Here is a 26,192-nt window from a genome sequence, read left to right on the forward strand (position 1 = left end):
CCGTCGTTACTGCGTTTCGTTGCAGCTGCTCCAGCAGCAGGAGTCGAGCGCCGCGGCGCCGGCGATGAGGTCGTCGAGCGCCTCGTCGGTGAGCTCCATCAGACCGGCGGGGTTCGCCGGCAGCAGGGACCGCTGGGCGGGCCCGAGGCCGTTGCGGAACTCCTCGTCCTTCCAGGACCGGATGATTTCGTTGTCGGACATGTGTTTTCTCCTCGGTGACGGTGGGCCGGCCGGAGTGGCCGGCCACGCCTGCCACCAGCACGATGCCCGCCCGAGGTCGGCAGCCGGTGGGTGAGCGGTGGGCAGCGTGCCCCGGGCTTGGCCGGTTGATCGGCGGGCCGAAGCCGTGCCGGCTCCCGGCCGGCAACGCGGCGGAGGTAGCGACCCTGATCCCGGCGTGTGCGCCGCTGTGCGCGCTCGACACCTCCGTGCCAGCGCCGTGTGCGCGTCCTGAGCGCGGCTCACCGCAGCCTGGACCGGTCGCCGAAATCCGGCCGCGGAAGGGGATTTCTCATGCATGACGTGGTGATCGTGGGCGCCGGGCCCGTCGGGCTGTTCCTGGCCTGCGAACTGGGCCTCGCGGGCTGCTCGGTCCTGGTTCTCGAGCGGGAGCCGGAGCCCGGCGCCCCGTGGCGGACGGCGCCGCTCGGGCGGCGCGGCCTGTTCGCCGCTTCCGTCGCGGCGTTCCACCGGCGCGGGCTGCTGGAGCCGCTGCTGGCCGAGGCCGGCCCCGCGTTCGGCGCCGCCGAAGACGACGACCCGGCACAGCCGCGCTTCGCGGGGCACTTCGCCGGGATCGTGCTCGACGCGGCCGACGTCGACCTCGCCGCCCTGCCGTACCGGCTGCCCGGCTCGGTGCCGGACGCCGTCATGACCAGCCTCGACACGGTCGAGGCGGCGCTGTCCGAACGGGCGGCCAAGCTCGGGGTCGAGATCCGCCGCGGGGTCGCCGTGGACGGCCTCACCCAGGACGACGAGCGCGTCGTCGTGCACGCCGGCGCGCGGGCGTACCCGGCACGCTGGGCCGTCGGCTGCGACGGCGGGCGGAGTGCGGTGCGCCGGCTCGCGGGCTTCGAGTTCACCGGCACCGAGCCGCAGTTCACCGGGTACGTCGCGCTCGCCACCATTCCCGACATCGAAAAGCTGAACCCGGGGTTCACCCCGACGCCGCGCGGCATGTACCTGCGGATGGCCGCGGACGGGCACATCGGCGTGATGGACTTCGACGGCGGCGCGTTCGACCGCTCGCGGGAAGTCACCCGCGAGCACCTCCAGGAAGTGCTGCGGCGCGTCTCCGGTACCGACGTGACGCTGACGGAGGTCCACCTCGCCTCGAGCTACACCGACCGCGCGATGCAGGCGACGACCTACCGGCGGGGCCGCGTCCTGCTCGCGGGCGACGCCGCGCACATCGTTTCGCCCCTCGGCGGGCAGGGACTGAACACGGGCATCGGCGACGCCGCCAACCTGGGCTGGAAGCTCGCGGCGACCCTGCGCGGGCGGGCCCCGGACGGGCTGCTCGACACCTACACCCGCGAGCGCCACCCGGTCGGCGCCTGGGCGCTCGACTGGACGCGGGCCCAGGTGGCGTCGATGCGGCCGGATCCGCACGCCCAGGCCGTCCAGAGCGTGCTGCGCGACCTGCTCCGCACCCGGAACGGGACGACCTACGTGTTCGAGAAGCTTTCCGGCATGGCGGCCCGCCACGACCTCGGCGACGACCGGCCGCTGGTCGGCCGCGTCGCGCCGGACTTCCGGCTGGACGACGGCACGAGCCTCGCCGACCTGATGCGCGACGGCCGGGGCGCCGTCCTCGACTTCAGCGCCGGCCGGCACCTTCGCGATTCCGCTGCGGCTTGGGAAAGCGAGCTGCGGTACGCCGCGGGCACCGCGGAGAACGACCTCGGCCTCGGCGCGGTCCTGGTCCGCCCCGACGGGGTCGTCGCCTGGGCCGGAGAGCACGTGCCCGACCGCGGCTCGTTCGAACGAGCCGCCCGGCGCTGGTTCGGCGACGCGCGCGTCTGATGTGGACCGGTGTGTCCGGCGGGGCCCGATCACCGGGCCCCGCCGCGGTCAGCCGCCCACGGCGACCCAGCCACCGAACGAGTTGCCGACCACCGTGACACCCGCCAGGACCAACGACCTCAGGCCAGGCGGAAGCTGCCCACGAAGGGATAGCCCGGAATCCCGGCCTTCGCCGGTTTCCCCGGCCGCGGGTAGCCCACCAGCCACAGCTGCCCGGTCGTCGCCACGTTCGTCGCCAGCGACACGTCGGCCACCAGCCGGAACCGCGTCTGGCGGCCGTCCGGGTGCAGCGCCCAGCCGGTCAGCCGGGTCACGCCCCGGGTGCGCGGAACGAACTGCGTGTCGAGCGCGACGCGCAGTTCCACCCAGGTGTCCTCGGTGATCGGCCGCCGGATCCGCAGCACGCCGACGAGCATCAGCAGTCCCAGCAGCAGGAACACCCCGCTGCCACCGCCGGCGCCGCCCACCGCGGCGGGACCGGCGATGCTGTCGGCGTCGAACGACACGGTCGACACGAAGACGAGACCGGCCGCTCCCAGCACCAGGAACGTCACCGCGGACCCGAGCGTCCGCCGGATCTGGAACGCCCGGTGCGCGGCGAGCACCGGGTCACGACGCGGCGGCGTCGGCCGGCGCGAGACCGGTTCCGCGAGCGTCGCCCCCGCCACGGGGGCGTCCTCGATCCGCCCGGCCCGCAACCACATCGCGCCCGGCAGGCGGACGAACACCCGCCGGCCGGTGCCGAGCACCCACACCCGGCGCTCGCCGGCCAGCTGCACCCGCGGCCCGTCGTGGAGCCGGGTCCGCAGCCACCGCCCGTCCGGCAAGCGAACGGACACCCGCGACCCCTTCACGAGCAACCCGTCGGGAGCGACGTCCAGCCGGTGGTAGGGCTCGCCGAAGAGCCGCCGGAGCCGCTGGTACAGGCTCAGGACGTAGCACCACATCGCCAGACTGGCGCCGAAGACCGTCAAGTAGAAGTACGGCAGCCCGCTCCCGCGCTTTTCGGTGAGCGCGAGAAGCACGCCGAAGGCGACGAGCGCGCCGCTGAGCGCGGTACGCAGGACGGTCGCCTTCGTCAGCTGCCGGATGTACCCGGCGAACAGCGGCTCGGCCCCCGACGGCAGGTGCGGCGCCGGTTCGTGGACACGGACTCTGTCCGCGCCGGAAGCGATGTCCATGGTTCTTCGTCCCCAGTCAGTTCGTGCGCTCGGCCGGGGAAGCGTACGCGCAGCGGCAAGACCGCTCTCAGCGTCCTCACAGCAGCACTCGTAGATGGTTCAACGGTGCCTGAGCACGATCCCCTGACCCGACGCCGACTGCTCGGCATGACCCTGGGCGCCGCCGCCTTGACGGCGTGCTCGGCCCCCGGGCAGAGCCCCGCCCCGGCGACCAGCCGCAGCGCCGGGCCCGCGCCTTCGCCCGCGACGTCGTCGACGCCCTCGCCACCTCCCGTGGGCCCCGCCGTCGAGCTGGCCCGGTCGGCCGCCGGACGTCCTCAGGTCGCGCTGACCTTCCACGGTGCCGGTGACCTCCAGGTCACCCGCCAGGTCCTGGACGTCGTGCACCAGCACGGCGCCCGGATCACGGTGCTGGCCGTCGGGACCTGGCTCGCCGCGCACCCGGACGCCGCGCGCATGGTGCGCGACGGCGGTCACGAGCTGGGCAACCACACCTGGAGCCACCCCGCCCTGTCGGGGTATGCGGCTGAGCCGATGTACGCGGAAATCCAGCGGTGCCGGGACAAGCTCGCCGAACTGACCGGGTCACCGGGGCGGTTCTTCCGGCAGTCCCAGGGCCAGCACGCCACCCGGGAAGAACTCGTCGAAGCCGGCCGGGCCGGGTACGCGAACGTGCTGTCCTACGACGTCGACTCCCTGGACTGGAAGGATCCCGGGCCCGCCGCGATCCGCTCCGCGGTGGCGAAGGCCACCGCGGGCAGCGTCGTCAGCATGCACCTGGGGCACCCCGGGACGGTCGCCGCGCTCCCCGCCGTCCTCGGCGACCTCGCCGCCCGCGGGCTCACCCCCGTCACCGCGACCGAGCTGCTCGCGTAGCCCCGTGCGACCGCTCATCGTCGCGCTCTGCGCGCTCCTCACCGCCGCCTGCTCGGGCGCGAGCACCCCGGGCCCCGGCGACACGATGCCGGGCATGACCGGAATGGACGCTCCCGGGACCGCGCTGCCCCACCTGCCGACCCCGCCGCCCCCGGCGCTCAACCCGCTGCCCGGCATGCCCGCGGTCACCGACCCGCACGACGTCGACGCCGCGGCCGGCCCCGGTCTGCTCTCTCCCGCCGTCGCCGGCGACAAGCCGCTGGTGTACGTGCCGCACAGCGGGTCCGGCGACGTGTGGGTGATCGATCCGGCGACCTACCAGGTGATCGCCAAGTACCCGGCGGGCAAGGAACTGCAGCACGTCGTGCCGTCGTACGACCTGCGCACCCTCTACGCCACCGACGACCGGGGCGACCACCTGCTGCCGTTCGATCCGCGCACCGGGCTACCGGGCAAAGCGATTCCCGTCGTGGATCCGTACAACATGTACTTCACCCCGGACGGCCGGTACGCCATCTCGGTGGCGGAGCGGCTGCGCAAGCTGGTCTGGTACGACCCGCACACGTGGCAGGTCCACGACGAGACCCCGGCCCCCGACTGCGGCGGGATCGACCACGCCGACTTCTCCCCCGACGGCCGGACCGCCGTCTTCACGTGCGAGTTCGCCGGCCGGGTCGCGGTCGTCGACGTGGCCGCCCACCGGCTGCTGCGGATGATCGACATGCCGCACCGCAACACGCGCATGGGCCCCCAGGACATCAAGCTGGCCCCGGACGGCTCCGTGTACTACATCGCCGACTCCGACGCGAACGGCCTCTGGGTCCTCGACGGCGCGGCGACGCACGTGCTCCGCTTCATCCCGACCGGCCGCGGCGCACACGGCCTGTACCTGTCCCGGGACGCCAAGCAGCTCTACGTCACCAACCGGCACGAAGGCAGCATCACCGTCCTCGACGCCTACAGCGGCGCGCCCGTCACCGTCTGGCACCTGCCCGGCGGCGGCAGTCCGGACATGGGCAACGTCACCGCCGACGGCACCCAGCTGTGGCTCTCCGGCCGCTACGACCGGGTCGTCTACGTGATATCCACCAAGGACGGTTCACTGCTCCGGAAGATCCCCGTCGGCAATGAACCCCACGGGTTGTGCGTCTGGCCGCAACCCGGCCGCTATTCGCTCGGGCACACCGGCATCACCCGCTGACCGGCCCCAGGGCCACGGCAGCGGTACGAAGCGCCCACCACTTTCCGGGAATTCGCCGGGGCAACCGTCAAGCCGGTGGTGTCTCACCACACCTTGTCGAGGGTGATGGGCAGGTCGTAGACGCGCTTGCCGGTGGCGTGGTGGACCGCGTTCGCGATCGCCGCGGCGACGCCCGTGATGCCCACCTCGCCGACGCCGACCAGGCCGAGCGGCATGGTCGGGTCGGGGTCGTCGAGGTAGCCGACGTCGATCGGCGGGATGTCGGCGTGCACCGGGACGTGGTACTCGGCCAGGCTCGGGTTCATGATCCGCCCGGTGCGGGGGTCGACCAGTGTCGCTTCGGACAGCGCCATGCCGATGCCCATCACGATCCCGCCGCGCAGCTGGCTCGACGCGGTCTTCGCGTTGATCACCCGGCCGACGTCGAACACGCCCACCCAGCGCGAAACCCGCACCTCGCCGGTGTCCTGGTCGACGCGGACCTCGCAGAACTGGGCCCCGCACGCGGCCTTCATCCAGCGCCGCTGGTCGCGCACGAACTTCGCCATGAACTTCAGCTGCCCGCCCAGCCTGCCGAACCGGGTGTCGGAGCCGACGGCGGCTTCGATCGACGGCACCCCGGCCTTGGCCAGGATCTCGGCCGGGCTCGCCCCCGCCGCGCCCGGCCGTTTCGCCAGCGAAGCCAGCTGCCCCTGCAGTTTCTCGCAGGCGGCCAGGAGGCTGGCGGCGATGCTGGCCGTCTGCATGGACCCGCCGGCCCCGGGGCTCATCGGCAGCGCGGAGTCGCCGTACTCGACGCGCACCGCCTCGAACGGCACGCCGAGCGCGTCCGCGGCGATCTGCGCCTGCGCGGTCGCGCCACCCATGCCCATCTCCTGGAAGCCGCACCGCACCAGGACGGTGCCGTCGACCGCGAGCCGGACCGTCACGTTCGCGGCGAACTGCCAGGACGGGTGGTACGCCGACGCGACGCCCATCCCGACCAGCCACCGCCCGTCGCGCATCGAACCCGGCTCCGGCGTCCGGTCGGCCCAGCCGAACCGTTCGGCGCCGCGGGCATAGGCCTCGCGCAGCATCCGGTGCGCGAACTTCTTGCCGTCGAGGGGGTTCGCCGCCGGTTCGTTGCGCATCCGCAGGTCGATCGGGTCGACGCCGAGCTCGTAGGCGAGCTCGTCGATCGACGCTTCCAGCGCGTAGGTCCCGATCGATTCGCCGGGCGCGCGCATCGAAGTGTTGGGAATCAGGTCCAGTTCGACGAGGTTCTGCCGCACCAGGGTGTTCTCGGCGTCGTAGAGGTGTTTCGACTGCGACGTCACCTGCTCGGGCCCGCCGCCGACCCGGCCGGTGCGCGTCACGCTGGTGTGGATGAGGGCGGTCAGCTTGCCGTCGGCATCGGCGCCGAGGGCGACTCGCTGGGTGGACGGCGTGCGCCCGCCGACCGTGCGGTAGACGCCTTCCCGGGTCAGCATCAGCCGGACCGGACGGCCGGTCGCGCGGGCCGCCAGCGCGGCGAGGATGGTGCCGGGCCAGATCATGCCCTTGCCGCCGAAGCCGCCGCCGACGAACGGGGCGAGCACCCGCACGTTCGCGACCGGGACGCCGAACCGCAGCGCGAGGTGCGTGCGGGCCCAGTCGATGTTCTGCGTGCCGTCGTGGACGGTCAGCCGGTCGCCCGCCCAGACCGCGGTGGTCGCGTGCGGCTCGATCGCGTTGTGGTGGTGGGTCGGCGTGGTGAACCGCCGGTCCAGCGTCACCGGCGCCGCGGCGAGCGCGGCCTCCGCGTCGCCCTTCTTCGCGGCGCCCGACATGAGCAGGTTGCTCTTCTGCGGTTGCGCGTGCTTCTCCTCGGCCGCGAAGTCCACAGTGGACGGCAGGGTCTCGTAGGCCACCGTGACCAGTCCCGCGGCTTCCCGGGCGGCGTCCAGGGTGTCGGCGACGACGACCGCCACCGGCTGGCCGTCCCAGTGCACCTCGTCGGTGCCGAGGTAGTTGACGGAAGTGCCGGAGACCAGGGTGGCCAGGTTGAGCGGACTCACCTTCGGGGCCGGTTTCAGCGCCGGGGCGTTCAGGTGGGTCAGCACCGCGACGACGCCCGGGACGGCCGCCGCGGCCTCGGTCCCGATCGCGGTGATCCGGCCCCGGCTGACCGTTGAGTGCACCAGCGCGGCGTGCGCGAGGTCGGGGTGGGCGTACTCGGCCGAGAAGCGGGCGGCACCGGTGGTCTTGACCTTGCCGTCGACCCGGTCGATCGGCTTGCCGACGAGCGTGCCGGCGGTCTCGGTGCCGGGCAGGGTCCGGGTCATGCGGCGCTCCCGTCGGTGAGCAGCTGGCGCAGCGTCGCCACGATCGTGCGCTGCGCGAGGTCGATCTTGAAGGCGTTGTCGGGTTGCCCGACCGCCGGTGCGAGTTCGGCCGCGGCCGCCCGGCGGAAGGACTCTTCGGTCGCCGGAGCGCCGAGCAGGATCCGCTCGGCTTCGCGGGCCCGCCACGGCTTCGCGGCGACACCGCCGAGCGCCAGGCGGACGTCGGTCACGACGCCGTCTTCGGTCTCCAGCGCGGCCGCGACCGAGACCAGGGCGAAGGCGTAGGACGCGCGGTCGCGCACCTTGCGGTAGCGGGACCGCGCCGCCACCGGCAGGGCCGGCAGCTCGACCGCGGTGATCAGCTCGTCGCGGGCCAGTGCGGTTTCGACCTGCGGGGTGTCGCCCGGCAGCCGGTGGAACTCGGCCAGCGGGACGCGGCGGGTGCCGCGAGTGCTTTCCACTTCCACAATCGCGTCGAGCGCGGCCAGGGCGACGCCCATGTCCGAAGGGTGGGTGGCGATGCAGTGGTCGCTGACGCCGAGGATGCCGGCGTTGCGGGCGAACCCGCCGATCGCGGCGCAGCCGCTGCCGGGCTCACGCTTGTTGCAGGCGGCGGCGCCGTCGTAGAAGTACAGGCAGCGGGTGCGCTGCAGCAGGTTGCCGCCGGCGGTCGCCATGTTCCGCAGCTGCGCCGAGGCGCCGTTGAGGATGGCCTGGGCCAGCACCGGGTACCGGGTTCGGACCAGCGGGTGCGCGGCCAGCGCGCTGTTGGTGACCAGCGCGCCGATCCGGAGGCCGCCGCCGGGCAGTTCCGCGATCCCGGTCAGCGGCAGCCGGGTGATGTCGACGACCACGTCGGGGCGTTCGATGTCCTCCCGCATCAGGTCGACGAGGTTCGTCCCGCCACCGAGGAACTTCGCGTTCGGCTCGGTGGCGACGGTCCGCACCGCCGTTTCGACGTCGGGTGCGCTCAGGTAGGCGAACGATCTCATCGCGCGACCTCCTGGATGGCCTCGACGATGCCGTTGTAGGCACCGCAGCGGCACAGGTTGCCGCTCATCCGCTCCCGGATCTCCGCGGCGGACAGGGCGCCGCCGGAGGTGGCCAGGTGCTCGGTGACCGCGCTCGGCACGCCGTCCTTGTGTTCGGCGAGCATCCCGATCGCCGAGCAGATCTGGCCCGAAGTGCAGTAGCCGCACTGGAAGCCGTCGGCGCGGACGAACGCGTCCTGCAGCGGGTCCTCCAAGCCCTCGATGGTGGTGATCTCGCGACCGGTGTACTGCACCGCCAGCGCGAGACAGGAGTTGATCCGCTTGCCGTCGGCGAGCACCGTGCACGCCCCGCAGGCGCCCTGGTCGCAGCCCTTCTTCGTGCCGGTCAGGCCCAGCCGCTCGCGCAGCGCGTCGAGCAGGCTGACCTGTGGTGGGAGGTCGAGCACCTCGTCGACCCCGTTGACCCGCAACCGCACCTCGACCACGCGGAACCCCTTCCTCCGTGCCTTGTGCCGCGAAATTAACAGAACGACGTCCTCTAAACAAGAGTACGGCGTTCTTTTAAGTGGCCGTATGATGGCTGAGATATGTCTCAGTCAGCGTTCTTGCGGGCCAGGCGGCCGGAGCAGAAGGAACAGCGGCGCACGGCCATCCTCACCGCGGCCCGCGAGCTCGCGCTCGAGTCCGGCGTGCGCAACGTCAGCCTGGGCAGCGTGGCGACCGCCGTCGGGCTGGCCAAGTCCAACGTCGTCCGCTACTTCGGCACCCGCGAGGAGATCTACCTCGAGCTGGCCGCCGGCTGCTGGCGCGACTGGGCGGACGAGGTCGCCCGCCGGCTCACCGCCGGGGACGACGTCGTCGACGTGCTGGCCGAGACGCTCGCCGAGCGCCGCCTGTTCTGCGACCTGCTCGGCCACGCCGCGACGTCACTCGAGCACAACGTCTCGGTCCCGGCGGCCCGCGACTTCAAGCGCGCGGTGCTGGGCGTCGTCGGCGAACTCGGCGCGGCGGTCGCCGAGGCACACCCCGGCCTGACCGAGGGTGAGGGGTTCGAGCTGGTCGCGGCGGCGAGCGGCCTCGCGGGCATGCTCTACCCGGCCGCCAACCCGCCTCCGACGCTCCTCGAGGTCTACGCCAAGAACCCCGACCTCGCGGCGGCCTGCGTCCCCTTCGTCCCGACGCTGAAGCGCGCCCTCGCCGCCCTGGCCGCTGGGCTGCCGACCCTGCGCTGACGAGAACACCGCGGTCGCCTGCCACCACGTCCCCGCCGACCCGGGCGTGAGGTGCTGAGCGGGACGGCTTGCATAAGGATCTTCGTCAGCGGGAAATCCCTGGTCGAGGGACTTTCCTCGGCGCAGAGAGGAGCCCGATGACCTGGTTTCGGGTGTGGGCGGCGGTACCGCTGGTCGGCAGTGACCGGGAGGCGGCGAAGATCGTGCTGCGCGCCGTGCGGCAGCGCCTTTCCGACGGCGACGAAGGCAACGCCTATGTCGAGGAAATGCGCCTCACGGAGCACGACTGGCTGCAGGGCCGCTGGCGGGTCTGGGCCGACCGCGACGAGGGCGCGGCCCTCTGGGCGTTGCGCACGCTGCGCGGAGCCACGGCGGGCGTTTGCCGTGCCGGTGCGGCAGGTCGTCACCACGACCGCGTCGAGACGGGCCAGGCTTTCACCTTGACCGTCGAGCCCGCCGAGGAAGAGACGGGATAACCGCCCGCACGGTTCGGGCATCGGCCTGCCGCACCGGCGGGGACGTCACACGGTGAGCACGACCTTGCCGTGGACGTGGCGCCCGGCCTGCAGCTCCACCGCCTCGCGGACCTGCTCCAGCGGGAACGTCGCGGCGATCGGCACGGTGAGCTCGCCCTCGAGGATCGCGTCGGTGATCCGCTTCGGCGCGTCCGGGGCGGCGTCGACGCCGCCGGTCGCGCGGACGCCGCCCGGCGGGTTGGGGCCCGCGGCGATCGTCGAAATCCGCTCGGGGGCGACGCCGAGTTCGAGTGCGGTCCCGGCCGTTTCGGTGCCGAACAGGTCGGTCGCCGCGGTGATGCCGTCCGGGGCCAGCGCCCGGACGCGGTCCGCCAGACCCGGGCCGTAGGTCACCGGCTCGGCGCCGAGCTGCCGCAGGAAGTCGAACGTGCTTTCCCCGGCGGTGCCGATCACCCGGGCGCCCGCGAGCTTCGCCAGCTGGACGGCGAACACGCCCACCCCGCCCGCGGCGCCGCCGACCAGCACCGTGTCGCCGGCCCGCAGGTCGATCGCGGCCAGGGCGGCGGCCGCGGTCAGGCCGGCCACCGGCAGCGTCGCCGCCACCTCGTCGCTGATGCCGTCCGGAGTCGGCCAGAGCGTCTCGGCGGGCGTGGCGACCACGACGTAGTCGGCCGCGGCCTTCGCCATCACGCCGCCGTAAACGCGTTGCCCCACAACGAAACCCGACGCGTTCTCGCCGACCTCGTCGACGACTCCGGCGAGGTCGTAGCCGAAGCCGGCCGGCACGGTGACGCCGAACTGCGCGGCGAGCGCGGGGTGCGAGGCCAGGCCCCAGTCCATCGGGTTCAGGCCGGCGGCCGTCACCCGGATCCGGATCTCGCCCGGCCCGGCGTGCGGCTCCGGGACCTCCCGCAGCTCCAGGATCTCGGGACCACCGAACTTCTCGTAGACGACTGCGCGGCTCATGGGTACCTCCCGGTGATGAGACTTGGTCCCATCACTGTACACGCAGTGACGGGACCAAGTCCCGTACACTCGGTCCATGGCCCGCTGGCAACCCAACGCCCCGGAACGGCTCGTCGTCGCCGCACTCGACCTGTTCGCCGAGCGCGGCTACGAGAGCACGACCGTGATCGAGATCGCCGAACGCGCCGGGCTGACGAAGAGCACCTTCTTCCGCCACTTCCCGGACAAGCGCGAGGTGCTGTTCGGCGGTGACACCCTGGCCGGGCTGCTCGCCGACGGGATCGTGGCGGCACCGGCCGGCGCGGCGCCGCTCGACGCCATCGCGCACGCCCTCGACGAGCTCGGCCGCAGGACCTTCACCCCCGATCGCCGCGAGTTCAGCGCCCGGCGGCAGGCGGTCATCGCCGCCAACCCGGAACTGCGGGAACGCGAGGCCCTGAAGGGACTCAGCCTCACCGCCGCGATGGCGAGCGCCCTCGAACGCCGGGGCGTTCCCGATCCGGCTTCCCGCGTGGCCGCTCAGCTGGGCGCACTCGTCATGGCGATCGCCTACGAACGGTGGACCGAAACCGGCGGCGAGTTCGGTGAGCTCGTCCGAGGGGCCCTCGGCGAAGTGCGGACCGCGGCCCGGTTTGCCGACGGCTAACCTCCCGCCGGCCGCCTGAAAACCCCGCGAGCGCGTCAAAGACTTCTCACAGGAACCACTCAAGCGCGATACAGGTTGATCCCGGACAAAAGGAGGCATGACCTCTCTCCACCCCGCCCCCGTCCGCCCGCTCGCGGCGCCGCCGGCCACGGCTCCGGCGCCCGCGCGGGCGCACCCCGGCGCCGTCCTGGCGGTGATCGGGGCGGGCGCGCTCGCCGCGATCGGCCTGTGGTGGGCCGACACCCCGTCCGTGCACGGCCTCGGCGACTGGCTGACCAACGCCGGCCGCATCACCGGCCTGCTCGCCGGGTACGGCTTCGTCGTGCTCGTGGCGCTGATGGCGCGGATCCCGCCGCTGGAGCGCGGTGTCGGCGCCGACCGGCTGGCCCGCTGGCACGCGATGGGCGGGCGGTACGTCGTCTCGCTCGTCGTCGCGCACGGGCTGCTGATCACCTGGGGCTACTCGGTTTCCGCGCACACCGGCCTCCTCGGCCAGACCGCCACGCTGTTGCTGAGCTACCCGGACGTGCTCGCCGCGACCGTCGCCGCGCTGCTGCTCGTCGGCGTCGGGATCAGCTCCGCCCGCGCGGCTCGCCGCCGGCTGCGCTACGAAACCTGGTACTTCCTGCACTTCTACACCTATCTCGCGATGGCGCTGGCGTTCAGCCACCAGTTCGCCACCGGCGCCGAGTTCATGGCCAACCTGAGCGCGCGCGTCGCCTGGTCGACGTTGTACGCCGTGACCGGCGCCGCGATCCTCTGGTACCGGTTCGTCACCCCGGTGCGGCAGGCGTTCCGGCACCGGCTGCGCGTCGAATCCGTGCAGCCGGAAGCGGAGGGCGTGGTGAGCATCGTCGTCGCCGGCCGGCACCTCGACGAGCTGCGCGCCGAAGCCGGGCAGTTCTTCCGCTGGCGCTTCCTGACCCGCGAGCTGTGGTGGGTTTCCGGGCCCTACTCGCTCTCCGCGCCCACGCGCCCCGACCGGATGCGCCTGACCGTCAAGGCACTGGGCGACCACAGCGCCGCCCTCGCCGCGGTGAAGCCCGGCACGCGCGTGGTCACCGAAGGGCCGTACGGCGCGATGACGCCGTCGGCGCGGCGCCACCGCAAGGTCCTGCTCGTCGCCGGCGGCGTCGGGATCACGCCGATCCGGGCGCTGTTCCAGGCCCTGCCGGCGGGGCCCGGCGACCTCACGCTCGTCTACCGCGCCAGCCGCGAAGCCGATGTCGTGTTCCGGGAAGAGCTCGAGCGGCTCGCCGCCGACCGCGGCGCCCGCCTGTGGATCCTCACCGGCACCCGCGCCGAGCACGGCGGCGACCCGCTGACCCTGCTGCGGCAGCACGTCCCGGACGTCGCCCGGCACGACGTCTACGTCTGCGGGCCACCCGGGATGACCGACGCGGTGCACGCCGAGCTGCGTGCCGCGCGCGTCCCGCGCCGGCAGATCCACCACGAGAGCTTCGAGTTCTGAGAAAGGCGTTTTCCATGAAACGGGTCATCTTCGCCTTCGCCGGCACGGTCACCGGGCTGGTGCTGCTGCTGTCGTTCAAGACCCAGCCGACGACGACCGCGGCGGCCACCCCGCCGGCGGCGGTGAGCGGCGCGACGCCCACCGCGACTCCGGGCAAGTCGTCCGGAACCGTGACCGGGGACGCCGCCGACACCCGGTTCGGTCCGGTCCAGGTCCGCATCACCGTCGCGAACGGCAAGCTGGCTTCGGTCACCGCCGTCGAGTACCCGACCGAGAACCCGCGCGACCAGGAGATCAACCAGTACGCCATCCCGCAGCTCAACCAGGAAGCCGCGCAGGCGGGCACGGCCGACATCGACTCGGTCTCCGGTGCCACCTACACCTCCGAGGGCTATGTCCGTTCGCTGCAGAGCGCCCTTGACAAGGCGGGGCTGTCGTGACGCGGACGGTGCACGTCGAGCACTGCATGGGCACGGTCTTCAGCATCGACGTCCGGGACCCCGGCGACTGGACCGCGCCGATCGCCGACGTCGTCGCGGGGCTGCACCGCGTCGACGCGCTGTTCAGCACGTTCCGCCCGGACAGCGAGGTCAGCCGCATCGGCCGCGGCGAGCTCGCGATCGCCGACGCCGACCCGGACGTCGCGGCGGTTTTCGGGCTCTGCGAGCAGTTCGAAGCCGAGACCGGTGGGTACTTCACCGCTCGCTGGCGCGGCACACCCGACCCGACCGGGCTGGTGAAGGGCTGGGCGATCGAGCGCGCGAGTGCGGTGCTGCGCAAGCACGGCAGCCACCACCACGCGGTCAACGGCGGCGGCGACGTCCAGCTCGCCGGTGAGGCCGGCCCCGGCCGCCCGTGGCGGATCGGCGTCACCGACCCGGCCGACGCGAAGCGGATCCTCACGGTCGTGACGGGCCGCGACCTCGCGGTGGCGACCTCGGGCACCGCCGAGCGCGGCGCGCACATCATCGACCCCGTCACGTCCAGTCCCGCCCAGGACCTCGCGGCCGTGACGGTCACCGGCCCGTCCCTGACGCGCGCGGACGCCTACGCCACGGCGGCTTTCGCCATGGGACACCGCGTCCACGACTGGGCAGGCGGGCTGCGGGACCACAAGGTCTTCGTCGTGGACCCGGGCGGCGCGCGGTGGATCGGCCGCTGATCCCGTGCCACGAACCGGATCCCGCCGGTTAGGCCGTCCGGGGTGTTCGCAGTGGACTGGACCATCCGCGCGCCGTGAACCGTTGACACGGCGGAGAACCCGGCCCTACCCTCCCCCCATTCCCCACCGCACTTCCGACGTTCCCCCTCTCTCCTGGAAATACAACGTTGTAAAAATCCGCGCAGGTCGCTGACCTGCGACTTGAGAGTGAGGTCCCCGTGCCCCGCCCTGTCGGTCGAAGTCTCCTCGCCACCCTCACCACGACCCTGCTCGTCCTCGGCACGCTGCTCGGCCTGAGCACCCCCTCGCAGGCCGCCGGTTCCCTGCCGTGCGACATCTACGGCGCCGCCGGCACCCAGTGCGTCGCGGCGCACAGCACCACGCGCGCCCTGTACTCGGCCTACGCCGGCCCGCTCTACCGCGTCCAGCGCTCCTCCGACGGCGCGCAGACGGACATCGGCCTGCTCGCCACCGGCGGGTACGCCAACGCCGCCGCGCAGGACTCGTTCTGCGCCGGGGCGACGTGCACCATCACCGTGATCTACGACCAGTCCCCGCGCCACAACGACCTCACCGTCGAAGGCCCGGGCACCGCGGGCGGGCAGGACGTCGCCGCCATCGCGACCGCGCTGCCGGTCACCGCGGGCGGGCACAAGGTCTACGGCGTCTACGTCTCGCCCGGCACCGGGTACCGGCACTACGTCGGCGCCGGCGTCGCGCAGAACGGCCAGCCCGAAGGCATGTACATGGTCGCCAGTGGCACGCACGTCAACGGCGGCTGCTGCTTCGACTACGGCAACGTCGAGGCGCAGATCGCCGACACCGGCAACGGCCACATGGACGCCGTCAACCTCGGTACCACGTGCTTCTTCCCGCCGTGCACCGGGATCGGCCCGTGGGTGGCAGGCGACCTCGAAAACGGCCTGTTCCAAGGGAACCGCTCGAACACGGACAACCGCGGAAACGCGACGCCGTTCGTCACCGCGCTGCTGAAGAACAACGGCCAGACGACGTTCGCGCTCAAGGGCGGCAACTCCCAGAGCGGCGGCCTCACGACCTGGTACAACGGCGCGCTGCCCTCGGGCGGGTACACGCCGATGCACCAGGAGGGCTCGATCGTGCTCGGCACCGGCGGCGACAACAGCAACGCGTCGATCGGCTCGTTCTTCGAAGGCGTGATGACCGCGGGCTACCCGACCGACGCCGCGGACGACGCCGTCCAGGCCAACGTGGTCTCCGTCGGTTACGCGGGCAGCACCGGCACACCGCCCTACGCGGCCCCGGTTTCCGGCCCCGGCGGCAAGTGCCTCGACGTCTCCGGCGACGACACCGGCGGCAACGGCACCGCCGTCCAGCTGTGGGACTGCCAGACCAACGCGGCCGACCAGCACTGGGCGCACAACGCGGACTCGTCACTGTCCACTTTGGGCCGCTGTCTCGACGTCGTCGGCAACGGCACGGCGGCGGGCGCGCTGCTGGAACTGTGGGACTGCAACGGCGTCGGCGGCCAGAAGTGGCTGCAGCAGGCGGACGGCTCGCTGCGCAACCCGCAGTCCGGCCGCTGCCTCGACTCCCCCAACGGCGCCACCGCCAACGGCACCCGCATGCAGCTGTGGGACTGCAACGGCTCCGGCGCGCAGAAGTTCTCGGTCACCGGCGGCGGCCCGATCACCGGCCCCGGCGGCAAGTGCGTCGACGTGGCCGGCGACGACCACGGCGTGAACGGGACGGCCGTGCAGCTGTGGGACTGCCAGTCCTTCGCGGTGGACCAGCACTGGTTCCACCTGTCCGGCGGCGCGCTGCGCACGCTGGGCCGCTGCCTGGACATCAACGGCAACGGCACCGCGGGCGGCACCCAGGTGGAGTTGTGGGACTGCAACGGCGTCGGCGGCCAGGTGTGGACGCAGCAGGCGGACGGCTCGCTGCGCAACCCGCAGTCCGGCCGCTGCCTCGACTCCCCCAACGGCGCGACGGGCAACGGCACCCGGCTGCAGATCTGGGACTGCAACGGATCGGCCGCCCAGAAGTTCGCCCTGCTCTGAGCCGGGTTCTCCGGGGCGGTACCGGCCGCCCCGGAGAGCCGTTCAGCGGATGCGTTTGCCCGTTTCCGCGCAGGAGTAGCCGCCCAGCTCCTCGACCGCGGTCCTGAAGCCGGCGCGGTCGAGGAGCTCCCACAACGGTGCGAGCAGGTCGTCGGACCGGGCGTCCGCGCGCAGCACCAGGTCGTACGGTTCCTGCGCCACCGGGACGAAGCCGAGGTCGAACGCGCGGGCCGCGGCGAGGATGCCGAGGCCGGCGTCCGCCCGGCCGGCGGCGACCGCGGCCGCGACCGCCAGGTGGGTGTGTTCCTCGCGGGCGTAGCCGGGAATGGCCGCCGGATCGATTTCGCGGCGGCTCAGCTCGTGGTCGAGGAGCGCGCGGGTGCCCGCGCCGCGCTGCCGGTTCACGTAGCGCACGCCCGGCCGGGTCAGGTCGCCGACGCCGGTGATGCCGAGCGGGTTCCCGGGCGCGACGATCAGCCCCTGGTCCCGGTGCACGAGCCGGATCACCGCGGCGTCGGTGCCGAGCAGCTTGTCCACGTACGGCAGCGTGTATTCGCCGGTGGCCGGGTCGAGCAGGTGCGAGCCCGCGAGGTGGCAGAGCCCGTCGCGCAACGCGACCAGGCCGCCGAGCGAGCCGACGTTCGACGACGCGAGCGTGAGCCGCGGATCGGTGGCGCGCAACGCCGAAGCCGCCAGGTCCAGCACGAGGTCGTGGGACCCGATCGCCACGATCGTCCGGTTGATCTCCTCGAGCCCGCGCAGCAGTTCGACCCGGACCTCGGCGCCGGCGTGGTGGCCTTCGACGCCGGCCGGGACGACGAGCAGCCCGTCGGCGCGCACGAGCGAGGTGAGGACGCCGGCCCCGCGCGGCAACGGCGTCGCGACGACCTGGTCGCGCACCCGGCCGAGCCGGACCCGCACCCAGTCGTCCATCCCGACGACGGACGGCAGTTTCCGGGCCAGCCGGACGGTCGTCGACGGCCGCTCGCGCGCGGAGGCGCCTTCGAGCTCGGCCAGCACCGGCGCGGCGAAGATGTCGAAGGTGAGCGCGGCCGACACGGGATAGCCGGGGACGCCGAGCACCGGGGTTTCCGCGACCGTCCCGAGGACCACCGGGTGGCCGGGGCGGACGGCGACCCCGTGCACGGCAACGGATCCGGCTTCGGCGACCACGCGCGCGGTGTGGTCGTCGCGGCCCGCGCTGGAGCCCGCGACGAGCAGGACGAGGTCGGCCTCGGCGGCGGCCGCGCGCAGCACCTCGGTGATCGCGGCGGGTTCGTCCGCCACGATGTCGGTCACGCGGGCGTCGCACCCGGCTTCGCGGGCCTGGGCCGCCAGCATCAGCGAGTTCGTGTCCAGGATTTCGCCGGGTTTCAGGGCCGTCCCGATCGGCCGGATCTCGTCCCCGGTCGGGATGACGACGACGACCGGCGCGCGCCGCACGGACAGCTCGACGGCACCCGCGGCGGCGCACGCGGCGACGTCGACCGGGCGCAGCCGGTGTCCTTCGGGCAGCAGCAGTTCCGCCGCGCTGATGTCCTCGCCGATCGAGCGCACGTGCTGGTACGGCGGGACGGCGGCGTGGAGCTCGGCGCCCTCCGGCGTCCGGTGCACGTGCTCGCGCATGACCACCGCGTCGTACCCGGGCGGCAGCGGGTCGCCGGTGTCGACGACCTCGAAATCCGTCACCACCACGGGGGTCGTCTCGGACGCGCCGACGGTGTCGGCCGCGCGCACGGCGATGCCGTCCATCCCGGCCGCGTCGAACGCGGGCGAGGACCGCCGGGCCCACACCGGTTCCGCGGTGACGCACCCGACGGCGTCGCCGACCGGGACCGTCACCGCCCCCACCCGGGCCGGGCAGCCGGCCGCGGCCCGCGCTTCCCGCCACGCCGTGTGGGCCTCGGCGGCGGGGACGTCGGAGACGAAGGGGCTGTTCATGCGTACAGGGTCACCTCGACGGCCGTGCCGCTGTCGAGCCCGGTCGCCGGCTCGGGCACGGTCACGTAGCCGTCCGCGCGGGTGAGCACGGACAGCAGCGCCGACGGCCCGAAGAGCGGCTCGGCGACGCCGTCCCGCACCTTGACCTGGACGATGTCGAGCCGTCCGGCCGCCGAAGCCAGCGCACGGGACAGCCGGGCGCGGACGTTGGGCCGCGCCGGGGGCGTCTCGCACCCGCCGAGCCGCCACAGCAGCGGGACACCGATCTGGCCGAAGACGACCAGGGCGGACAGCGGGTTGCCGGGCAGGCCGAGAAGCGGGACGCCCCCGCAGTCGGCCAGCAGCGTCGGCTTGCCGGGTTTGATCGCGAGGCCGTGGCACCAGACCTCGCCGACCGCGGCGACGGCTCCGGCGGTCTCGTCGCGCGTGCCGACCGAAGACCCGGCCGAAACGACCACGAGATCCGACTCGGGCAGCACTTCGGTCAGTTTCCCTTTCAGCGCACCGGGTTCGTCGGAGACGACGCCGGCGAGGACGGGCTCACCACCCGCCTCGCGCACCTGGCCGGCCAGCGCGGACGCGGTGGCGTCGCGCACCTGCCCCGGATTCAGCGAGGCCGTCTCGGGCGGGACGACTTCGTCGCCGGTCGAGATGATCGTGACGCGGGGCCGGGCGTGCACGGGCACCACCACGACCCCGGCGGCGGCCAGCAGCCCGAGGTCCGGGGCGCGCACCGGCCGTCCGCCCGGGACCAGGGGCTGCCCGGCGGCCACGTCGTCGTCGGCGCGCACGACGCCGCCGCCCGGCGCCACCGGCCGGGTCACCTCGATCGTGCCCGGCATGGTCTCGGCGGTGTACTCGACCATCACGACGGCGTCGGCGCCGTCGGGCAGCACACCGCCGGTCGGCATCGCGACGCAGCCGCCGGGCCGGACGACGACCGCCGGCGCGGCCCCCATCCGCACCGCGCCGAGCAGGTCGAGGTAGGACGGCAGGCCTTCGGACGCGCCGTAGGTGTCGGCGGCCCGGACCGCGAAACCATCCACTGTGGACCGGGCGAACCCCGGCAGGGCGTGCGGCGCCGGGACGTCGGCGGCGGGAACGCGACGCAACGCCGCCGACAGCGGCACGTCCTCGACGCCGGTCCGGCGCGCCGGCCGGAACCCGTCGAGCGCCTCGGCGACCGTGCGGGTGGTGAAGAACTCGTTCACCGGTCCGGCCGGCCCTCCGCGCCGCCGGGCTTCGGCTGGGGCCGCGCCGCCGCCGCGCCCTCGGCCAGGCCCAGCACCGACACGACCGGGCCGAGCGCGACCTGGCCGAGTCCGCAGATGGAGGTCTTGCGCAGGGCTTCCTCCAGCTGCAGGATCTTCGCGCGCCCGGCTTCGTCCAGCGGCGCGCCGGACGTCAACAGGGCGTGCGCCTTGGTGGAACCGACCCGGCAGGGCACGCACTTGCCGCACGACTCGTTGCGGAAGAACCGCAGCACGTTCGTCGACGCGGCCAGCACGTCCGTGCCCTCGGCCAGCACGACCAGCGCGCCGGAGCCGAGCATCGTCCCGGCCTTGGCCAGGGTGGCGAAGTCCAGCCGGAGGTCGAGCCGGTCGGGCCCGATGAAAGGGGACGACGCACCGCCCGGCTGGACGGCTTCGACCTCGGCGCCGCCGAGGACGCCGCCGGCCGCGTCGATCAGCTCCCGCACGGTCGTCCCCATCGGCACGCAGTAGACGCCGGGGGCCTGCACGTGCCCGGACACGGCGAAGAACTTCCAGCCGCCGGAGTCGCCGATCCCCTGGCTCTGCCACCACCCGGCGCCGCGCTGGAGGATCACCGGGACGTCGGCGAAGGTCTCAACCGAGTTGATCAGCGTCGGCCGGCCGTGCAGGCCGTGGTTGCCCGGGAACGGCGGCTTGTTGCGCGGCTCGCCGCGGTGGCCCTCCATGCATTCCAGGAGCGCGGTCTCCTCGCCGAGGATGTACCCGCCCGGGGAGACGAAGACGTCGACTTCCAGGCGGCGCCCGCTGCCGCACGCGTCCGGCCCGATGACACCGGCCTCCCGGAGGGCAGAGATCTCCTCGCGCAGCACGTCTTCCTCGGGGCCGTACTCGTGCCGGATGAAGACCCAGCCTTCCTCGGCCCCGACGACGGCCATGCCGAGCAGCAGACCTTCGAGGACCAGGTGCGGCTGGTCGGCGAGGATCCGGCGGTCCTTGAACGTGCCGGGCTCGGACTCGTCGGCGTTGCAGACGGCGTACTTCACCGTCCCCGGCCGGGCGCCCGCCACGAGGTCCCACTTCTGCCCGGTCGGGAACCCGGCGCCGCCCATGCCGCGCAGCCCGGAGTCCTTCAGCGTCGCGACAACGGTCTCGGCGCTCAGCTCCCCGGCCAGCAACGCCCGCAGCGACCGGTACCGGTCCCCCACCGCGGAACCGGCCGGGTACGGGTCGTTCGGCCACGGCTCGGTGCGCCTCGACGCCGTCGCGTGCCCGCCTCCGCCTTCGCGCGCGGACGTGACCAGTGAGTCCACCTCGGACACCGGCGTGGGATGCTCGTTGACCGCCGCCGCCGGGGCGACGTCACACCGGCCCAGGCAGGACACCTCGGTCAGCTCGACGTCGGCGTCCTCGCCGTACTTCCGCTTCAGCTCGGCGATCCGGTCGTCGCCCGAGCGCAGCCAGCACGAAAGGTCGTGGCAGACGCTCAGCCGGACCTTCTTCGGCGGCGTGGTGCGGAAGTGGGGGTAGAACGAGACCAGGCCCTCGATCTCGTAGCGCGGCCGGCGCACGTCGCGGGCCAGCTCCTCCAGCTCCTCGCGCGGCAGCCAGCCGAGCCGCGCCTGGATCGCGGTGAGGGCCGGGAGCAACGACGGGCCCGGGAACTTGCCCGCCCGGGCTTCGACACCGGGCACCCGCTCGGGACTCAAGGTCATTCCGCGGCTCCCCGCGCCAGGACGGATTCCGCGCCGAGGGCCTCGACCTGCACCGCGCAGAACTTGAACTCGGGGATCTTGCCGTACGGGTCGATCTCGTCGATGGTCAGCAGGTTCGCCGCCGCTTCCCGGAAGTGGAACGGGATGAAGCAGTTGCCGAGCTGCTCGCGGTGCGAGATCCGGACCTGCAGCTCGATGACCCCGCGCCGGGACCGGACACGCACCGTTTCGCCGTGCACGAGTCCGCGTTCGGCGGCGTCCTTCGGGTGCAGGTACACCTCGGGCACCGGCGAGATCGCGTCGAGGGCGAACGAGCGCCGGGTCATCGAGCCGGTGTGCCAGTGCTCCAGCAGCCGCCCGGTGTTGAGGACCAGCGGGTACTCCGCGTCCGGGAGCTCCTTGGCCGGCAGCCACTGCGCGGGCACGATGTGCGCCAGGCCGTCGTCGGTGTTGAACCGCTCGTCGAACAGCACCACGGTGCCGTCGCCGTGCTCGGGGTCGGGGTTCGGGTAGAGCTTGCCGGTCAGGCCGAGGTTCTCGTGCCGGAGGTTCCGGTACGACGGCATGAGCGCGACCATCTCGTCGAAGACCTCCGCGGGCGAGGAGTACGCCCAGTCCAGGCCGATCCGCCGGGCGATGTCCTGCACGATCTCCCAGTCGACGCGGGACTGCCCGGGCGGGTCCAGCACTTTCCGCCCCAGCTGCACGCGCCGGTCGGTGTTGGTGTAGCTGCCTTCCTTCTCCAGGTACGACGAGGCCGGCAGGACCACGTCGGCGAACTCGGCGGTCTCGGTGAGGAAGATGTCCTGCACGACCAGGAAGTCGAGCTTGGCCAGCGCCTTGCGGACCTTGTTGATGTTCGGGTCCGACAGGAACGGGTTCTCCCCCAGCATGTACATGCCGCGCACGCCGCCGGGCTCGAGCACCGACCCGATGATCTCCGTGACGGTCAGGCCGCGCTTCGGGTCGAGCTTGCGGCCCCAGGCCCGTTCGAACCGTTCGCGGGTGCCTTCCCGGTCGACGCCCTGGTAGTCCGGGTAGAACATCGGGATCAGGCCCGCGTCCGAGGCGCCCTGGACGTTGTTCTGGCCGCGCAACGGGTGCAGCCCGGTGCCGGGCCGCCCGACGTTGCCGGTGATCGAGCACAACGCGATCAGGCACCGGGCGTTGTCGGTCCCGGTCGTGTGCTGGGAGATGCCCATCCCCCAGTAGATGACGCCGGCGCCGGCCTCGCCCCACGCGCGGGCGACCGCGCGGATCAGGTCCGCGTCGACGCCGGTGATCTGCGCCGCGCGTTCGGGCGGGTAGTCGGCGACCGTGCGGGCGAGCTCGTCGTAGTTGGACACGCGCTCGGCGATGAAGTCGCGGTCGATCAGGCCGAGCCGGATCACCTCGTGCATGAGCGCGTTGTAGAACGCGACGTCCGTGCCGGGCTTGACCTGGCAGTAGAAGTCGGCGTGCTCGGCGACCGTGTTCGCGCGCGGGTCGACGTAGACGATCTTCGTCCCGCGGCGGCGGGCCTGCTTGAAGAACGAGCTGGCGACCGGGTGGTTCGCCGTCGGGTTGGAGCCGGTGATGATCACGATGTCGGCGTTGGCGACGTCGCTGTAGGTCGTGGACACCGCGCCGGAGCCGACCCCCTCGAACAGCGCGGCGACCGAGGAGGCGTGGCAGAGCCGGGTGCAGTGGTCGACGTTGTTCGTCCCGAAGCCGGCGCGGATCAGCTTCTGGAAGAGGTAGGCCTCCTCGTTGGAGCACTTCGCCGAGCCGAACCCGGCGATCGCCCCCGGGCCGCCTTCGGCGTGGATCTCCTGCAGCCGCCGCGCGACGAGGTCGAGCGCCTCTTCCCAGGTGGCTTCCCGGAAGTGCGGCATGACCTCCGCGTAGTCGACCAGGCCGCCGGGCTTGCGCCGGCCGTCGCGACCCTTCTTGCCGCCGCTGCGGCCACCGCCCCCGCCGGTGCGGCCGCGGTCGTTGTAGGCGTCGCCGCGGACGTCGGCCGACAACGGCCCCTTCGGGTAGGAGGAGTCGATGCGGATCAGCGGGACCGTGAGCCGTTGCGGAGACGCGGCGTAGTCCCAGCCGTAGCGGCCTTTCACGCACAACCGGCTCTGGGAGCCGGGCTGGTCGCGCCCTTCGGCGAACGCGATCGCGTCACGCTCCCGGTCGACGTAGTAGGTCAACGCGCAGCCGACACCGCAGTAGGGGCAGACGCTGTCGACGGCGTCGAGCTGGTCGCGGGGCCGGATCGGGATGAGGTTGATCGGCTTGTTGGTCAACGCTCCCGTCGGGCAGGCCTGGACGCATTCCCCGCACGTGACGCACGAACTGGCACCCATCGGGTCGTCGAGGTCGAACGCGATCTTCGTCGAGTAGCCCTTGCCGGACCGCCCGATCACGTCGTTGCCCTGGATGTCGTCGCAGGCCCGCACGCACCGGTCGCAGAGGATGCAGGCGTCGTGGTCGACGCTGATGACCGGGTTGGAGCCGTCCTGGCCGCGCCCGGACCCGCACGGCAGGTCCGTGGTCTCCTTGGCGACGCCGAACCGGTCGGCCAGGTCCAGCAGCAGGTTGTCGCCGGTGGTGGTCTGCTTCGGGTCTTCGGCGCGGTCCGGCTGGTCCGACAGCAGCAGCTCGGTCAGGGTCGCGCGGTTGCGTTCCAGTTCGGGCGTGCCGGTCTTGACCTCCATGCCGTCCTCGCACGGGCGCACGCACGCGGCGGCGAACACGCGGCCGCCGGTGTCGACCACGCACATCCGGCAGACGCCCACCGGGTCGTACCGCTCGTTGTGGCACAGCACGGGGATGTCGACGCCGGCCTGTTTGGCCGCCGCGTAGATGGTCGTGCCCTCGGGGACGGTCACGGGGTGGCCGTCGATGGTCGTCGTCACGGTCCGGACGACCGTGCCGGGCTCTTCGACTGCTGTCATCGCTGACCTCCGCCGTCCGGGCCGAGCAGCAGCCCGGGCAGGTCGCCGGCGGCGACCCGTCCTGCTACATCGAGCCCACGAGCAACGTAATAACCGTCGACCATCGCTTGCAAGCGTCCGGCCGTCAAGACGGCGCTGCGGCCGGACGCGAGTTCCAGCGGTGTCTCGAGCATCCGCGCGGGCAGGGTGTCGTCCGCCGCCGTGGCGCCTTCGCGCTGGTTGAACGCCCGTTTGGCCCGCACGATCCGCTCGGCGGTGCGGTTCAGCTCGGCCGCGTCGACCGCCCAGCCGGTGACCAGCGAGAGCAGGTTCGCCCATTCGCCGAACGGGTCTTCGAACACCCCGCGCAGGAACTTGCACAGGATCATCGAGTCCATCACCGCGGCCCGGTCCTCGGTGCCGATGGCCGCTTTCACGTGCGCGGCACCGCCGTCGAAGCGGTCGACGTCGCCGGAGAGGTCCGCTTCGTAGGCACCGGACCGGTTGTGGTCGGCGCCGCGGGCGTTCACGGCCAGCCCCAGCGCCATCGACTGCAGGCTGCGCGGCTCGTACCCGGGCAGTTCCAGCCCCTTGACCTGCGGCGCGAAGGCGATCGAGCCGCCGCCGACAACCCCCGCCGCGCGTCGCGATCCCTGGGCCAGGAGCTCACCCAGACCGGGTTCGCGGCGGCCGATGGCGTCGAGAGCCCGCAGGAGCGCGGCGCCGTCGCCGAACTTGAGCCAGGGCTCGTCGAGCAGGCCGCGTTCGACGCATTCCATGGCCCACGCGATGGTTCCGCCCGCGGAGATCGTGTCGAGGCCCAGTTCGTCGCACTTCGCGCTGGCGGCGAAGACGTCGTCGGGATCGGAAACCCCGCACAGCGGGCCGAGGGCGAAGACGTTCTCGTACTCCATCCGCTGGCTGCCGCCGCCTTTGCGCGAGTAGATGTGCTCGCAGCCGATCGAGCACGACGCGCAGCTGGTGCGGGCGACGCCACGCAGTTCGTGCAGTTCCTCGGCGGCCAGTTTCGGCGCGTCCTCGAAGGTCGCGGCGGTGAAGTTGCGCGTCGGCAGCGTGCTGACGGCGTTGAACGCGAGCAGGTTCGCCAGCGTGCCCAGCTCGCGGTACTTGGCGGTGGCCGGGCCGAAGCTGCGGCGGCGCAGATCCTTCGCCGCGGCAAGGACTCCCGGCTGGTCCGCGACCGCCACCTTCGTCGCCGGCCGGACGAGGACCGCCTTGATGTTCTTGGCGCCGAGCACCGCGCCCAGGCCGCCGCGTCCCGCGTGCCGCCCGTCGTGGCTGATGGTCGCGTAGCGGACCCGCCGCTCCCCCGCCGGCCCGATCGCCGCCGTGCGCCAGCCGCTCCCGAACCGCTCCCGGACGCGCTTCTCCGCCTCCGCGGCAGGCAGTCCGGCCAGCTCGGGCGCCGGTTCGAGCCGGACGTCGTCGCCGTGGACGAGGAGGACCGACAGCCGCGCGGCGCGACCGCGGACGACGAGGGCGTCGTGCCCGGTCAGCTTGCCCGCGATCGCGAACCGGCTCGACGCGAGCGCGTCCGTCAGCAGCCCGGTCAGCGGCGACTTGGCCACGACGGCGAACTTCGCGCTGGTCGTCAGCGGGGTTCCGACCAGCGACGAGAAGACGAACGCCAGCGGCGCTTCCGGGGCGAGCGGGTCGATGCCCGGCGGGGCCAGGCGGTGCAGCAGCCACGTGCCGAGCCCGACCCCGCCGAGGTAGGCCCGCAGCACCTGCTCGGTCAGCTCGAACGGCGAACCCGTCGCGGTGCCGTCTCCGACATCGACGATCAGGGCCCGCCCGAAGAAGCCGCCCGGCGCCATCCTCC

Annotated in this window: 21 protein-coding genes; 10 read left to right on the top strand and 11 right to left on the bottom strand. The window is 73.0% G+C overall.

Going from position 1 to position 26,192, the window contains the following annotated elements; all coding sequences use genetic code 11:
- Window positions 1-6 precede the first annotated feature (6 nt).
- Complete coding sequence (locus ACYVLJ_RS35270) at window positions 7-201, bottom strand: mersacidin/lichenicidin family type 2 lantibiotic (protein ID WP_451976840.1); 195 nt, start codon at window positions 199-201, stop codon at window positions 7-9.
- Window positions 202-513: 312 nt separating this feature from the next.
- On the opposite strand from ACYVLJ_RS35270, the gene ACYVLJ_RS35275 reads away from it, so the two are divergent.
- A complete protein-coding gene (locus ACYVLJ_RS35275; RefSeq protein ID WP_460441938.1) occupies window positions 514-2,025 on the top strand; it encodes an FAD-dependent monooxygenase in 1,512 nt (503 codons plus the stop codon).
- 119 nt (window positions 2,026-2,144) lie between these two features.
- On the opposite strand, the gene ACYVLJ_RS35280 is transcribed toward ACYVLJ_RS35275, so the two are convergent.
- The gene (locus tag ACYVLJ_RS35280) at window positions 2,145-3,206 is read right to left on the bottom strand and encodes a hypothetical protein (RefSeq protein WP_460441939.1); all 1,062 of its coding nucleotides are present in this window, start codon (window positions 3,204-3,206) and stop codon (window positions 2,145-2,147) included.
- Between the two features lie 105 nt (window positions 3,207-3,311).
- Between ACYVLJ_RS35280 and ACYVLJ_RS35285 the strand changes: the two genes are divergently transcribed.
- Entirely contained in the window at window positions 3,312-4,082 is a 771-nt protein-coding gene (locus ACYVLJ_RS35285) for a polysaccharide deacetylase family protein (protein WP_451976831.1), read from the top strand.
- Window positions 4,083-4,086: 4 nt separating this feature from the next.
- Window positions 4,087-5,283, top strand: a complete 1,197-nt coding sequence (locus tag ACYVLJ_RS35290) for a beta-propeller fold lactonase family protein (RefSeq protein WP_460441940.1) — start codon at window positions 4,087-4,089, stop codon at window positions 5,281-5,283.
- An 83-nt stretch (window positions 5,284-5,366) separates the two neighbouring features.
- Here ACYVLJ_RS35290 and ACYVLJ_RS35295 read toward each other — a convergent pair whose 3' ends face one another.
- The 3 genes from ACYVLJ_RS35295 to ACYVLJ_RS35305 are packed head-to-tail and all read right to left on the bottom strand — an operon-like array spanning window position 5,367 to window position 9,063.
- Entirely contained in the window at window positions 5,367-7,586 is a 2,220-nt protein-coding gene (locus ACYVLJ_RS35295; protein WP_460441941.1) for a xanthine dehydrogenase family protein molybdopterin-binding subunit, read from the bottom strand.
- On the bottom strand, window positions 7,583-8,578 hold the full coding sequence (locus ACYVLJ_RS35300; RefSeq protein WP_460441942.1) for an FAD binding domain-containing protein: 996 nt from the start codon (window positions 8,576-8,578) through the stop codon (window positions 7,583-7,585). The genes ACYVLJ_RS35295 and ACYVLJ_RS35300 overlap by 4 nt, the downstream gene beginning before the upstream one ends.
- Window positions 8,575-9,063, bottom strand: a complete 489-nt coding sequence (locus tag ACYVLJ_RS35305; protein ID WP_460441943.1) for a CoxS/CutS family dehydrogenase iron-sulfur subunit — start codon at window positions 9,061-9,063, stop codon at window positions 8,575-8,577. Before ACYVLJ_RS35305 ends, ACYVLJ_RS35300 begins: the two co-directional genes overlap by 4 nt.
- A 102-nt stretch (window positions 9,064-9,165) precedes the next feature.
- Between ACYVLJ_RS35305 and ACYVLJ_RS35310 the strand changes: the two genes are divergently transcribed.
- Both ACYVLJ_RS35310 and ACYVLJ_RS35315 read left to right on the top strand, forming a co-directional pair.
- The gene (locus tag ACYVLJ_RS35310) at window positions 9,166-9,810 is read left to right on the top strand and encodes a TetR/AcrR family transcriptional regulator (RefSeq protein WP_460441944.1); all 645 of its coding nucleotides are present in this window, start codon (window positions 9,166-9,168) and stop codon (window positions 9,808-9,810) included.
- 137 nt (window positions 9,811-9,947) lie between these two features.
- Complete coding sequence (locus ACYVLJ_RS35315) at window positions 9,948-10,286, top strand: hypothetical protein (protein WP_451976813.1); 339 nt, start codon at window positions 9,948-9,950, stop codon at window positions 10,284-10,286.
- Between the two features lie 45 nt (window positions 10,287-10,331).
- Here ACYVLJ_RS35315 and ACYVLJ_RS35320 read toward each other — a convergent pair whose 3' ends face one another.
- Window positions 10,332-11,252, bottom strand: coding sequence for an NADP-dependent oxidoreductase (locus ACYVLJ_RS35320; RefSeq protein ID WP_460441945.1), 921 nt, complete (start codon window positions 11,250-11,252; stop codon window positions 10,332-10,334).
- Between the two features lie 76 nt (window positions 11,253-11,328).
- Here ACYVLJ_RS35320 and ACYVLJ_RS35325 point away from each other — a divergent pair, with 76 nt between their 5' ends.
- The 5 genes from ACYVLJ_RS35325 (at window position 11,329) to ACYVLJ_RS35345 (ending at window position 16,573) form a co-directional block, all read left to right on the top strand.
- Window positions 11,329-11,898 (top strand): TetR/AcrR family transcriptional regulator, encoded by a 570-nt coding sequence (locus ACYVLJ_RS35325; RefSeq protein ID WP_451976807.1) that lies wholly within the window; start codon window positions 11,329-11,331, stop codon window positions 11,896-11,898.
- Between the two features lie 97 nt (window positions 11,899-11,995).
- The gene (locus tag ACYVLJ_RS35330) at window positions 11,996-13,369 is read left to right on the top strand and encodes a ferredoxin reductase family protein (RefSeq protein WP_460441946.1); all 1,374 of its coding nucleotides are present in this window, start codon (window positions 11,996-11,998) and stop codon (window positions 13,367-13,369) included.
- Window positions 13,370-13,383: 14 nt separating this feature from the next.
- Window positions 13,384-13,809: an FMN-binding protein gene (locus ACYVLJ_RS35335; protein WP_460441947.1), complete on the top strand. Its 426-nt coding sequence runs from the start codon at window positions 13,384-13,386 to the stop codon at window positions 13,807-13,809.
- The gene (locus ACYVLJ_RS35340) at window positions 13,806-14,531 is read left to right on the top strand and encodes an FAD:protein FMN transferase (protein ID WP_460441948.1); all 726 of its coding nucleotides are present in this window, start codon (window positions 13,806-13,808) and stop codon (window positions 14,529-14,531) included. Before ACYVLJ_RS35335 ends, ACYVLJ_RS35340 begins: the two co-directional genes overlap by 4 nt.
- A 218-nt stretch (window positions 14,532-14,749) precedes the next feature.
- Window positions 14,750-16,573: an arabinofuranosidase catalytic domain-containing protein gene (locus ACYVLJ_RS35345; RefSeq protein WP_451976794.1), complete on the top strand. Its 1,824-nt coding sequence runs from the start codon at window positions 14,750-14,752 to the stop codon at window positions 16,571-16,573.
- 42 nt (window positions 16,574-16,615) lie between these two features.
- Here the strand turns inward: ACYVLJ_RS35345 and ACYVLJ_RS35350 are convergent, their stop codons facing one another.
- Genes ACYVLJ_RS35350 through ACYVLJ_RS35370 form a run of 5 tightly spaced genes read right to left on the bottom strand, consistent with a single transcriptional unit; the run spans window position 16,616 to window position 26,187 of the window.
- Complete coding sequence (locus tag ACYVLJ_RS35350) at window positions 16,616-18,514, bottom strand: molybdopterin biosynthesis protein (protein ID WP_460441949.1); 1,899 nt, start codon at window positions 18,512-18,514, stop codon at window positions 16,616-16,618.
- On the bottom strand, window positions 18,511-19,725 hold the full coding sequence (locus tag ACYVLJ_RS35355; RefSeq protein ID WP_460441950.1) for a molybdenum cofactor synthesis domain-containing protein: 1,215 nt from the start codon (window positions 19,723-19,725) through the stop codon (window positions 18,511-18,513). The genes ACYVLJ_RS35350 and ACYVLJ_RS35355 overlap by 4 nt, the downstream gene beginning before the upstream one ends.
- Complete coding sequence (locus tag ACYVLJ_RS35360) at window positions 19,722-21,440, bottom strand: NAD(P)H-dependent oxidoreductase subunit E (protein WP_460441951.1); 1,719 nt, start codon at window positions 21,438-21,440, stop codon at window positions 19,722-19,724. The genes ACYVLJ_RS35355 and ACYVLJ_RS35360 overlap by 4 nt, the downstream gene beginning before the upstream one ends.
- The gene (fdhF, locus tag ACYVLJ_RS35365; protein ID WP_460441952.1) at window positions 21,437-24,370 is read right to left on the bottom strand and encodes a formate dehydrogenase subunit alpha; all 2,934 of its coding nucleotides are present in this window, start codon (window positions 24,368-24,370) and stop codon (window positions 21,437-21,439) included. The genes ACYVLJ_RS35360 and fdhF overlap by 4 nt, the downstream gene beginning before the upstream one ends.
- Window positions 24,367-26,187, bottom strand: a complete 1,821-nt coding sequence (locus tag ACYVLJ_RS35370) for an aldehyde ferredoxin oxidoreductase family protein (protein ID WP_460441953.1) — start codon at window positions 26,185-26,187, stop codon at window positions 24,367-24,369. Before ACYVLJ_RS35370 ends, fdhF begins: the two co-directional genes overlap by 4 nt.
- Window positions 26,188-26,192 lie beyond the last annotated feature (5 nt).

This window comes from Amycolatopsis stemonae, assembly GCF_054781455.1.